12 protein-coding genes are annotated in these 12,202 nt (G+C 51.8%); 1 reads left to right on the top strand and 11 read right to left on the bottom strand.

Annotation, left to right across the window (positions count from 1 at the left end):
* Entirely contained in the window at window positions 1-2,637 is a 2,637-nt protein-coding gene (locus tag AWX27_RS03570) for a prophage tail fiber N-terminal domain-containing protein (RefSeq protein ID WP_060419431.1), read from the bottom strand.
* Window positions 2,638-2,748: 111 nt separating this feature from the next.
* Here AWX27_RS03570 and AWX27_RS03575 point away from each other — a divergent pair, with 111 nt between their 5' ends.
* Complete coding sequence (locus AWX27_RS03575) at window positions 2,749-3,255, top strand: LbetaH domain-containing protein (RefSeq protein ID WP_072270085.1); 507 nt, start codon at window positions 2,749-2,751, stop codon at window positions 3,253-3,255.
* Here AWX27_RS03575 and AWX27_RS25445 read toward each other — a convergent pair.
* Genes AWX27_RS25445 through AWX27_RS03620 form a run of 10 tightly spaced genes read right to left on the bottom strand, consistent with a single transcriptional unit; the run spans window position 3,252 to window position 11,996 of the window.
* Entirely contained in the window at window positions 3,252-3,704 is a 453-nt protein-coding gene (locus AWX27_RS25445) for a tail fiber assembly protein (RefSeq protein WP_080435060.1), read from the bottom strand. The genes AWX27_RS03575 and AWX27_RS25445 overlap by 4 nt on opposite strands.
* A complete protein-coding gene (locus AWX27_RS24955) occupies window positions 3,704-5,278 on the bottom strand; it encodes a hypothetical protein (protein WP_156428552.1) in 1,575 nt (524 codons plus the stop codon). Before AWX27_RS24955 ends, AWX27_RS25445 begins: the two co-directional genes overlap by 1 nt.
* Before the next feature lies 1 nt (window position 5,279).
* Window positions 5,280-5,867 (bottom strand): DUF2612 domain-containing protein, encoded by a 588-nt coding sequence (locus tag AWX27_RS03585; protein ID WP_060419434.1) that lies wholly within the window; start codon window positions 5,865-5,867, stop codon window positions 5,280-5,282.
* A gap of 1 nt (window position 5,868) precedes the next feature.
* Window positions 5,869-7,116 (bottom strand): baseplate J/gp47 family protein, encoded by a 1,248-nt coding sequence (locus AWX27_RS03590; RefSeq protein ID WP_060419435.1) that lies wholly within the window; start codon window positions 7,114-7,116, stop codon window positions 5,869-5,871.
* On the bottom strand, window positions 7,113-7,469 hold the full coding sequence (locus tag AWX27_RS03595) for a contractile injection system sheath initiator (protein ID WP_060419757.1): 357 nt from the start codon (window positions 7,467-7,469) through the stop codon (window positions 7,113-7,115). The genes AWX27_RS03590 and AWX27_RS03595 overlap by 4 nt, the downstream gene beginning before the upstream one ends.
* Window positions 7,469-8,155 carry a Gp138 family membrane-puncturing spike protein gene (locus tag AWX27_RS03600; RefSeq protein ID WP_060419437.1) on the bottom strand — a complete coding sequence of 229 codons (687 nt, stop codon included), beginning with the start codon at window positions 8,153-8,155 and terminating at the stop codon, window positions 7,469-7,471. The genes AWX27_RS03595 and AWX27_RS03600 overlap by 1 nt, the downstream gene beginning before the upstream one ends.
* A gap of 1 nt (window position 8,156) precedes the next feature.
* The gene (locus AWX27_RS03605) at window positions 8,157-9,002 is read right to left on the bottom strand and encodes a baseplate hub protein (protein ID WP_060419438.1); all 846 of its coding nucleotides are present in this window, start codon (window positions 9,000-9,002) and stop codon (window positions 8,157-8,159) included.
* Window positions 8,999-9,301 carry a phage baseplate plug family protein gene (locus AWX27_RS03610; RefSeq protein WP_047730622.1) on the bottom strand — a complete coding sequence of 101 codons (303 nt, stop codon included), beginning with the start codon at window positions 9,299-9,301 and terminating at the stop codon, window positions 8,999-9,001. Before AWX27_RS03610 ends, AWX27_RS03605 begins: the two co-directional genes overlap by 4 nt.
* A complete protein-coding gene (locus tag AWX27_RS03615; RefSeq protein WP_047730621.1) occupies window positions 9,301-10,107 on the bottom strand; it encodes a phage baseplate protein in 807 nt (268 codons plus the stop codon). Before AWX27_RS03615 ends, AWX27_RS03610 begins: the two co-directional genes overlap by 1 nt.
* On the bottom strand, window positions 10,104-11,996 hold the full coding sequence (locus tag AWX27_RS03620; RefSeq protein WP_060419440.1) for a transglycosylase SLT domain-containing protein: 1,893 nt from the start codon (window positions 11,994-11,996) through the stop codon (window positions 10,104-10,106). Before AWX27_RS03620 ends, AWX27_RS03615 begins: the two co-directional genes overlap by 4 nt.
* Window positions 11,997-12,202: the final 206 nt, after the last annotated feature.

Below are 12,202 nucleotides of genomic sequence, written 5' to 3' on the forward strand. Positions count from 1 at the left end.
TTAGACCTCGTTACATTCAATTGTTTGGATGGCTGCAAATGTTGCCAGCGAATAGTTTTTATTTACCAACTCTGGGATGTTCTCTTGCGGATATTGGTTAGGCACCCCATACTCCCACTTGTTGTAAGCAACTTCACTCCCGCCATCACATATGTTGTGCGTTCCGCCATGAGAACTATCGCCTATAGTTACAGTTACTTTCCCGGTCAGTTTTCTGGAGCACAATATCTTTATTACTGTTGGCGAAACGGTGGTAACTGTTAAATCAGAAGAAGCAATCACCCCCGATGAATCACTAACAGAGATTCCCTTATCTGAATGCTCAACATAACTCCACCCGTTGAATACTTTGTTGAACTTCAGCGGGGTGATATGTGGTGTCATACCAAGATAAATAGCATCTTCATGATATACGCCTTTCTCACACTTAAATGGATATGAACCATATCCTGACATGTGACGAAACGCATCACGAGCAAACATAGCGCCAAGAATTCGATATGAGTTTGCCGATAAATGCGCTCCTGGATTCGACAATCCCTGATACGAGCCGACCAGAACAACATTATCATTTTTTAGCGACAATTCTATTTGCGCGGCAGGCACACCCTTACCGCGAACATAGCTATTCCCGAGTTGATTAAGCATAAATAGCGGCTTTCGGTCTTGCCCGCTTTTATCCATACATGACGCAATCAGAGTGTCATGCATTGACTGCAAGCGAGGATAATAGAATTCAAACGACTGCCCATTATCATTCTCACCCTGCATATAGATAATGCCGCCAATTTCCCAATCGTAGCCAGCAGCGGCAGCGGCCTCTGCAATGCCATCCAGGGCGGTCTCAACTCGGTTGTATATTTCTGGACTTGCTCCCTTCTTCAGCTGTTCGATAGTTCGGCCAGAAACGCCGCAGCAGGCGACGCCGATGATAAAGTCCTCATCATTTTCTATTCCAAGGCTTTCGTTGTGATAGGCCTTCAAGTTATTGGCAAATGATGAAGAAATAGTCTCCCCATATCCGCCAGACGTGTTGGCCACGATGTTTCCTGCGTTATCCTGCATGACCTCAACCAACGGCCTAAAGACATTTTCACCACCAAGCGGCGCATATTCATAAGTGGTGTTGGTGGAGAACTTCATACCACGTGGCGAATCGCCAAGCATCACATTACCCAACGATTGAGTAAGTGATAAGGCGACGCCACCTTGGGCGCCTACACAGAATGACTGTCCGTAGACAATCCAAAACTGCACTTTTTTCTTTCTTTTATTTGGATTACCCAGCGCCGGAACGTTATTAAAAATTCTTCGACCGAAATTTGTTTTTGCCGAATCTGCAAATGACTGAACCAGAGATATAATAGAATCCTCGGTCATTCTTCTTGCGGATGAATTTCCGTCATACCCGGCAATTTTAGCATGCAGCACGCAGTTTTTATCAACACGAAGCCCTACCACGCCACGACTATCACGAAAAGCGATAATATCTCCACCGGTTCCAATCGATATTTTTACGTTTCCGTAGCTTAAATTTGTTGCAGAGTTCAATATCGCGCTTATTTTCGGGAGGTAGAGGCTCCCGGCTTTCGCTTTAAGAAGGGTAAGTCCAATCCTATCTTTTACCTTAAAACTACCATCCTCGCTTTTAACTACAGAGAAATCTCTATTTTTAATGACATTGTCTGATACTTCTGTGTTTTCAGAGAAAAAACCATTTCTACTAAATTCAACTAATTTACTGACAAAACCCACCCCGCCTTCATTGTCTGCAGACCAATATGCGGCAACCATACCCAACTTATCCCGCCACCGCATGAATGGTTTTCCTGCGGATTTTTTTATTAAATCTGTTATTGCTTTACCTGGGGCGTCGGCTATGGCTATGGCTTGTCCATTAAATTTTCGGTAATAAATGAATGATGCGTCGGCCCCCACTCCCTGGGCAACGCGGAATGATTTTCCCTCGGGAGTTCCAGCCAGCCCCGCTATCGTACCGTCTGGATCATTTGGTGTGATATAATATGTATTGGCATCAGCGATGTTCTGTGCGTTTTTCTCCGCCGTTTCTGCACGCACAGCAGCGCTATCAGATCTATCCGCACTGCCTTTCGCATCACTAGCGCTATTGGCGGAATTTTCAGCATACCCTTTAGAATCTCTCGCGCCTTGAACTGCTGTTTCCGAACGCAGCTTTGATAATTCGGCGGCTGCTACAGAAACATGGCTGGCATCAACCGAAGCATCACGCGCGCCCGCAGATTCACGAGCTGACTCAGCAGAAGCGATTTCGGACGCCTTAGCACGCTCGGACATTCGCTTCATGTCGGAATACACCGGCGGCCGGGCCAGCTCCGGATCTGCATAAATTAGATAATCATTAAGGGAACCATCCGCCGCTCCATCTTCGATGCGCATGAAACCCAGACGTTGGTGAATCCCATTGTCATAGGTGATGACAACTTCATAATCATCAGGAACGACTGAGAATTCATACTCTCCGCCGGGACCCGTCACGGTTTCTACACACAAGCATTTGAACGTTTCCAGTGTGTTTTTTTTCGACTTTACAGCTATCAGAACGCCAGGCACGGCCACGCCTGCCGGGTCGCGGTATACGCCGGATATTTTGATCATATGGTGTCCAAATTTTATTAGGTTATCTCGTTTAACTTCCTGAATTGCTACAATTCTGCTATGCTACAGAAATCTATTTATTTGGCATGAAATTAAATAATGGACTGAGAAATGCTTAAATACTACCTCTACTGCATTAAAAATAAAGTATCACCAATTAAAGCAAGACTATTTTTTAACAACACATCACATTCACAAAAAAAGAAACACAAAGTCCTGTCAAAATCCGGAGTAAAAATTAGCGGCCAGGCTAATATCATGGCACCTTTTTATTATGAGTACGGGAAAATTGAAATTATTGGCAACGTATTCATTAACGCTAATTGCAACTTCCTTGATGATGAAAAAATTGTAATCAATGATGGAGCGATGATAGGCCCTAATGTAACGTTGTCAACGGTAAGCCATCACATCGCTCCAGAAAGGAGACATAAAAATAACATTGTCGCCCCGATCACAATAGGTAAGAATGTCTGGATTTGTGCTGGAGCCGTCATACTTCCCGGCGTTGTAATCGGTGAAAACAGTATTATCGGTGCAAATAGCGTTGTGAATTGTAACGTACCAGCTAACACTATGTATGCCGGCACTCCGGCAGTATTCAAGAAGAATATTTAATCGGCCGGTTTTTCCGGCCATCCGGAACCATTCTCTTTGCTCATTCTGTTTACTAGCACCCTATATTGCTTCCACTTATCTATGTTTACTTTTTCTTCATCTGTTGCAATGCCTAAGTCAACAGCATCAGATAGAATTGATATTTTTTGCGAAGCCTCACTTATTAATCTGTTTTTCATTTCATCGAAGTGCAATGCTTCAATGTCAAAATCGTATTCTACAAATTCATTCCCATCCCAGTAATAACCAACTTCATTTTTAGCGATAACTATGACGCCAAACTCACCATTCAACGCCCTATTATAAATGTCGCGTCCGTGTTCAGTTGAATCGTTAGGCATCGCTGTAAACGAAATTGGTGAATCTGACAGACCGGGGAAAATAACGTCACAGTCTATATATTTTTTAATGTTTGTTGTTCTGCATTTTTTCACTTGTCCATAATTCATTATGACACCCTCACAAATAAGCTAACACCATAATGTCTATTCCCACCTTCACTATCAGAAATACATAATCCCAAACATTTCCATGTGCCTCCCAGTTGTCCCTCGGCAAATAATGCCGCCCAGTTTCCTCCGCCGGGATACCCTGTCACACCAGATGGGGATAAATTAGAACCAGAAACCAACGCACCGTAACCGACTCGAGAGTCTTGAGGGTTTAAGCGTGCAAATGCGAGACTGCCAATCGCATCAGTATTAACCTGAACAGGAGGCTGCGGACGTTGTGGACCATAGGTATTATTGTTCAACCAGTTACTGAGATATCCGCCCCAGATGTTCCCGGTAATATTTCCGTCAACATGGAAGATAGCCCCTGCAGCATAAACTCCGCCTGGGCAATAAAAGTTCCCACTATTGGCGTCAAATCGCCAATTATAGTCGGCATTATCTCCCTTCACATGGATACAGGCTTGAGCAAAACTTGGCGTGCCACTGAGCAGATATCCAAAACTCACTGCGGATGGATAACCTTGCCCTTGCCGGGTCGCAACACCTTTAGCAATCGGCACATAAAGACCGCCGGAAGATACGGGCCACTGCCAATTAGGCTGAAAGAATGGTGCCTGAGTACTCAATTGGTCTGAAAAAGCACCTGCTCCCCACGGAATTGCTCCTGGCGTTGTAGCAACAGCGGGGGTGAATAATTGCCCCGTCATGGTGTCGCCAGCCTTAGCAACAGCATTAATATCAGCAGCAGTAGGTTTAAACTTATCGGTATAAATTCTCGCCCAGGTAATCCCACCAGCCTCTGCTTGAGAAACACCAACATACGCAGCCATATTACCGCCAACAACAGCAACGTAGCCTGAGGACGGTGCGGCATCCATAGGCAAGCATACAACGCCAGCTGATACGTTCCCGGACACCGCTGGGGGCTTATTAGCTGCCGAAGCATTTACGCGGTAAAACTGCGCGATGTTACTGTAAGCGTCGCTTTTGGCTATTGGCCCGACACCCAAACCCGCCGTACCCATTTCCATTACATTACCACTGCCAGTGCCGACGTTTTTTGTCGCAGCAGTACCGAGCTCAAGGTTTTTCCGGCCCTCCGCTTTATTTTGCAAATCCGCCAGGTTTTGTGACTTTTGAAGAAACAGCCCATTGGGATCCGCCAACAGATTTTTCCAGCCCGCTGCACTGGCGCCGTCCGGATCCGTGGTGTTTGAATCAACGGTATTCCACCAGATTTTCGAGCCGTCAGCGCTTAATACCGTCGCGCCTTTTGCATATCCGCCGATAGCCTGAGCAAAAGCGGAATCAAAGGTATACTGGCCGCCGGCTTGAGAAAAACGAATTGCCGCAGTGATGTCGTTCAGCAGTCCGTTAAAATCCTTCCCGTGCGGCGGGATACCGCCGGCCGCGATCGCCGTCATAGTCAGCGGAGGAAAACCAGAGTCATAGGCAGCATTGCCCTTCTCCTTGGTTTCCTGCGTGGCATTATTGGGGATCGTGTTTTTGTCAGCTGTACCGCTGGCGAACGGCACTGCAATCTGACGCGGTTTATCTGTCAGTTTCATTTTATGCCTTCTGAATTATTGAAACGTTAATACCTGGCGGCGCCGGCAGTGCGCCGGAGGACTGCACGATAGCCAGCTCTGCGGTCGACAGTTCAAACTCGAACACATAGCTCATCTTCATTCCGCCATCGTTCTGGATATAGGCGCGCCCCCGATCGCCGAACATGTAGCGCAACATCCGATTGATATTCGGTATTGAGCAATCGGTGATATTGCTCATGGCTTTCATCATGATCAGACGGCGATAGATCGGGTCCGCAAGTTCAATGGTCTGCGTTGTGCTCTCACCGCTATAGAACGGCGCCTGGTCAAATGGGCGGGGATCTGTCCGCGTTGGCGTATCTAGCCGCGCCTCACTGAACCCCAAATAATTAAAGTCGTCGTCGACCGTTAGCCGCCGGCTTACGTCCACAATTTTTCCCCACACATCGAGGCCATAGGTCTCTGCGGTTTCGATGTTCCAGATCAGATCGTAAAAATCATCGACGAACTTGTCGGGGGAAACGGCTTCGTTGAAGCTGCCGATCAGGGCGTTAAGGCGGGGGCTGGCGGCGTACTGTGCGAGCACAGTGGCGTCCACATTCTGCAATTTAGACCTCCTGCAGCTCTACGCTGATATTGTTCGGATCCAGCGTCGGAATTTCGTCGATTCCAAACTGGAGGGATGAGGAAAAGGCGTTACCATCCCTGCTCAGCGCCAGGCTGAGAATATCGATGTTTGAAGGGTCAATGCTGTAAATGCCTGCATAGAATCGTCCGGCGGTCAGCGCAGCCGCTGCGCGCGCACGATTGCCCCCATCAGCGCCATTGAATGCCGCGATCACTTTACCCTTTACCTGCTCGGTAATATCCGATGGTAAATATTCGCTTTTTTTCAGGATAACCCTCACTGACACGCTCACCGGCTTCACCCCCTGCCAGGTGATCACATACTCCGGGTATGGCGGCTCATAGCCGTCGGTATCTGCAATCGTGTATGAAGAATCACCGTTCATGTCGACAGCGGGCGGCGCCTTGCGCCAGATAGCATCCGCGATATCCTCAGCCTTTCCACCATATACGCCAACGTAGAACGAATTTTTCTTCAATGTATATTTGGATGGGCCGACTTGCCTGTCTACCGGGGTCGGGTTATGCGTAACGTATACGTCCACTACGTTGGGAACTTTTGCGAGGATCTCGCCGCGGATCGCGTTCAATGTGTTCCGGGCATTGTTGGCAACGGAATTGCGTCTGCGGTGCTCAAAGTCGGCTCTGCTCTCCTCATTGTTGCCCGGCACCCCGGCGGCACGGTTCGTCACACCAGACCAGCCAGGGATCGCTTTGTAGACCTTGCTGAGCGCACTAATGGGGCAACCGATCGGGCCTGTCGTGAGGTTCTGGAAAACCACATCGACGCTACCGGCGGCGCCGATCGTGGCGTCGGACAGGCTGGCGTAGAGATACCCTGTTTCATCCTGTGCCAGGCTTCCAGCAGGGATCAGCGTATCCACCAGCCCTGAGCACGTCCCGGTTACTGTCGTGCCGGTGGCACCGATGCGGTCGAGGAAATAAACCCGGCCAATCGCATCCTGAAACCTGCCGCTGCTGTAGTCCGCGTTCACCTGGTTCGCGATCGCCAGCAACTGATCGTTCTTATCGGCGATGATGGCCGAATCACTCATCGCCAGCTGTCCCTGTGGGCTCGTCAGGCTGGTCCCCATCGAGCTCCCCAGCGCGGTGGAGAAATCGGTTAGCCGGCCGTTTAGTATGTCCACCTCATCCGGTACCAGCAGCCCCGTTTTTGAAAACGTAACCGCCGGTACCGCAGTTGTGTAATTGGTGTTTTCATCCGTCATAACAGCACCGTGTAATCGTTGAAATTGGTATCGGTGATCGTCATTACGCCACCAATGCGGCGATCGCCATCTGAGACTGCCGAACACAGCGCGCTGGAGACCGTCGGCAGTTTCATCGCCTCCTGCTGCATTTTGGTGTTAATCAGCTGCGTGCCGGGCCAATGGCCGAGGATCCGCGGGTAATAAGGAATCCCGAGCGTGTTGTCATACCAACACTCGCCAAGGAAAGTGCTGCAGGCGCACGCCACATCCTGTGCCACCGCATAAGGGTTGTCCGTGACCGCCAGGTTGCCTTTGTCGTCCAGCATCAGATCCCAGGTATTCGTATCGAGAAGAAGTGAGCGAGTTTGCATCATGCCCCCTGTTGCGGTTTATTCGTCTGCGCGCTGCCTGATTGCACGCCACCATGCACGTGGTCACCAAACTCGATGCCACCAATCGTGGCGCCGCCGGACAAGTCCGCTTTGCCTTTGGCTGTAAACTTCTGGCTCACCTCGGTCGCGCCGTTCAGTGCGATTTCCGGCGAGTTAACGGCAAAACGCTTCGATGCATTGGTTTCAACATCCGGCGCATTCAGCGTGATTTTCCAGGGTGAAGTTACATTGATCTGCTGATCGGCAAACTCGACAAATTGCACCGGGTCGCCATTCAGCACACCACCCAGATAGATCGCATCTGACAGGCTGTGCGTGCGCCTTGATCCAGGCATTGCGGGCTGGCGCGTGGCTTTAACCCCGCTGATATCCCGATCGCAAATCGCTATGAACCCAATATCACCGGCTTTCGGTGGCATGATCACCGCACTTTGACCACCCTGTAGACGCCACACCGGCACGTTGTAAATTACCTCATGCGGGATAGGTGAGCCGTCGCCAGCGACGGCCATCACCATCGGGCGAATGTCCACGTGCTCCCCGTTGGCATTGATCACCCTACCCAACGTGATAAACGCATGACGCCCCAGAAACTGGCGCATAACGAAGTCCTGCGCGTTGATATCACCATTCAGATCGGAGCCGTTTACATGAAAATTTTCCATATCAGCCCCCGGGTTGCCGCAACAATTCGCAGGATGTTGAACATTGGCCGCCCTCAATCCATGAGGTTAACGTGTGCATTGCACCGAGCACCGCATAGCGGCCGCTGGCGTTCGGGAGTGAGGTCACCAACGACAATTTGCGACCAATAAAAATATCAGGACAGAACAGACACGAAATGCTCAGCCCAACATTGGTAAAAATGGGATACCCGATTAATCCGTGGTCGGGAGAAACGAGCAATGCCGGCTCTTTTCGGGATACTCCCTTTGGCCAGATCGTCACCTTCTCCACGTTGATATCGATTTCGGCATCAACAGCCCGTGCCGCCTCGATCATCTGCTGCGTGATATCTCCCTGGAAATACGGATCGGGCAGCGTGCGTTTAACGCCCTGATTCTCATATTTCAGCCCCACTGATGATGCCATTGGCATCAAAATGTCATCGATCGAGACGGGGCCTTTCGCGCTGAATGGCGACACCTTTTTCGCCCGCAGATAAAACATCATGTTCGCCGTAATAATCAGCGGCACATCCGGAGCCTGGTTGTAATCCGCATATGCATCGCTGATAAACCCTTCGAAAATCAGGCGGTCAGCAGCCCATACGCGGATCCGATTAGGCTTGGCCCCATCAATCCAAATCCCTTTGTAGCTCAGCGCCGCCATCTGCTGGGCCACGAGCCCCCACAGATAAAGGGTAATTTGCGTGCCGGCAATCCCGCCATACGCCGCCAGGCTTATATAACAGCGCGCATTTTTGACGGTAAGCACGTTACCCCGATCGTCAAACGTTCGCCCCTCTGCCAGGGTAAACTCCACCCTGATATCCCGTTGTTGATAGCTCACGGCATTTCCTCCGGCGCAAGGTAGTAAAGTTTGAAACGCTCACCCAGGCCGGACCATTCAGGATCCGCGTTTCCCGCCAGGTCAGCGAAAAATAATTCGCCGGCGAATGGCAGATAGCCGTAACGCACGATCTTGTTGCCGTTCAGGCACAACACCCCCTGCAGGCAGGGAGTGCCGTTAACGGTCAGATCGATATATAGCCCCGTGGTACGCTGTGCCAGACGAATTTCACAGGCCTGATTATTCAGGGAGACGGTGAATCGTTGAGACTTGAGGGGCTTGAGTACAATTTCCAGCATCAGGTTAAACTCCCCGCCAATTGCTTAACCGCCGCATCCAACTTTTGCGTCGCGCTGACGGTGACCTCTCCGAGAGGTTTGGTCACATCCTCGACCGCTGACGAAACCTTATCGGCAATGTTCCCAACCAATTCCGACGCCGAGCGCTGCACGCCGGAGATCGCTTTCTTCACATCTGAAAGGGTGGAACCACTCGTTGAAGAGGTAACGAGCTCCGTTTTGGCGCTCGCTCCCTGGGTGATTTGATTATTGGTAGTGTCGGCCTGCGATGTCTCGCTGCTGACGGTCACCTCGGCCACGTCCTGCACGTCCTGAAAAACCGCCGTTACCGTAAGCAACGTCGGGCCGCCGTCGCTTCGGATCCGATAATCGTATTTGGTCAGGTCATAGGACGAATAGGTTTTGTCGGGGGTTTCGATGTCATAAACCTCCGCCGTTGTTCGCATCGTCTCCAGGGTGGCCAGCACATCCGAGCGGGATGTCAGCGTGAGATTGGTCAGGTTCGGAAGGCCGCCTGAAAACCCTGTCCAGCCCTCCACGGTAAACGTAATGTGTAATTCTGCCGGCCGCTGCACCTTGTTGAACGAGGTGTAACCACCTCGCTCGATCGGCGCCGTAGTGATCGACGCTTCGCCCCCCACTTCGATAACGACAAATGACGTTGGCGAAAAGGGCTTCGTGCCAACACTGGCGCCGGAGGCATAATAAATTCCGTATCCCGGTGCCAGCACGCTGTTAACGACAGACAGTAGGCCACCGCCCCGCACAGCATTCAGTACAGTGGCCTGATTCAGGGAAAACCTCATGTCGATACTCCCGATGCATACGCGCCCACAAGGCTGGAGCGATTAATTTTTTGCCTTGCATCGTCGATGATCCCTTTCGTGCTGTCTGCCGGCGAATTCACCTGCAGAGTGCCGATATGGGTTGTTTCGGTGATCGTGGATTGCGAACCGCCGACCGGCTGGCGCGCCTGCGCCGCCATGCCTGCGCCCGGCTGAGGCAAATTCGACAACACCTTCGGCACGTATTCCCGCGTTTCCTGCGGGGCCGCGCCGAGCCCTTTGCGCTCAACATTACCCTGGCCCCAGTTATACGCCGCCAGCGCCTTACCCAGATCACCATCGAACATTTTCAGCAGCTGCGACATGTAGCGCGCTGCGGCATGGGCTGATTTCTCCGGATCAAAAACGTCATCGCCGACCAGCCCGAAGTCCTTCGCCGTGCCTGGCATGAACTGAAACGGCCCTTTGGCGCCCGCTTTCGATACGGCCTGAGTATCGCCGCCAGACTCCGTGATCACCATGCTGCGCAGCAGCCCGGCAGGGAGCCCGAACGTTTCCTCCAGCTTGCTGAGTTTCGGCTGCAGCCACGCCAGCATTTCCTCACCGGCCTTTGTTGGCTGTGGCCGGCGTACCGACTGGGCGAACTGAGCCGGATCCGCTTCATCGCGGCGCCAGGGCAGAAGTTTTTTCCCCAATTCGTTCACCCAATCTGAACCGGGTAAATTGTTGAGGAAATCGGCTACAGGGTTATCTTTCAGCGCAGGGTATTTTTCCTCGAGGGGTTTAACGACAAATTCCTCAAGCGCCACCAGAGCAGCAATAAGGCCAGCTGGCCCCATCAGCGCCCCACTGAGCCCTTTAAACAGGGAAAGCAGCTTGCCGCCCACCGATGCGCTAACCAGCAGCAGAATGGCGTTCTGCCAGCCTCCTACTGCCTTGGCGGCTTCACCGGCGACACCAACAATGTTCGACAGAACATCGAACACGCCCTGCACCGCGGCTTTGATTTCATCCGGGTGCTGTGCCATCCAGTTCGCCAGATCATTCAGCCACGCGTTGAACTGTTTGATGTAAGGCAGCAGCGCGTTAAAGAGGATGTATCCCGTTTTCTCAAAGGCCTGGCTGATCTCTGCCCACTGCTGGCGAAACTTCCGCGCCGCTGCGATTGACTGATCGTCAACGCCTGAGCGCGCTGTAAATCGGTCAACATCGCGCAACGCATGGCCAGAGCCGAACCATTGCTGCGCAGCGTAGCCATACCCCAGCTCACTGCCATAGGCCTGCTGCTGATCCTTATTCAGGTTTGGAAACGCGGCTGCCAATTTGCGGACAATATCTTCAGTCCCATCCCGGCCCAGATCGATATTGGCGCCCGCCTGGTTAGCGGCCAGTAGCAGGCTTTGAAGTTGAGGATCCAGCCCAAGGCCAGATTTTAAGCGTGCCTTTGCATCGTTGATGCGGGAGAACGCACCCACGATCTCGTTGGCACTGACACCGAACGCCTCGCCTGCCTTGGTCCAGCCATCCAGCGATTTGGCCGACATGCCAAAGGCATCGGCCGCCGTCGCCAATTGGTTCAGGTTACTGGTGAACCCGGTAACAAAGCTTTTGAGGCCGCCCAGCGACAACGTGACGCCGGCCAGCGCCAGCACCTGGGCGCGAATACTGGAAAAGAACGACGCCGCTTTTTTGCCGCTGGCTTCCATGTCTTTGGCGGTTTTGTCGGCTTTTTTCCCGGTTTTATCCAGCGCCTCGCTGCTTTTCTTCTCGCCGGTGTCGAACGCCTGCGCAACGTTCTCCATGACCGCTGTCAGGCGGTCAAGCCCTGCCACTACCGCCTGCTCGCCAGCGCTGAAGTTTTTGTCGTCAATACCCAGGGCGAGGACGAGCTCGTCAAGTACCATTGCCACTATTTCCCCTCCTGCATTACGCGTGCGTTATGGGCGTCCACCTGGATGATTTCCAACAAATCCCACAGGTCCTGCACACCAAGCACCGCATCCAGCTCAGCCTTGGAGGCTTTGCCGGCGGAAATCACGGTAGCGATGGTGTGCGGGACGTTGGTGTAATCGACAAGCCCAAACGGCCTGTCAGGATTGGCAAAACGAGGCGGGAT

Origin of the sequence: Serratia sp. 2880STDY5682894 (assembly GCF_001537385.1) — a bacterium.
GTDB lineage: Bacteria > Pseudomonadota > Gammaproteobacteria > Enterobacterales > Enterobacteriaceae > Serratia > Serratia nevei.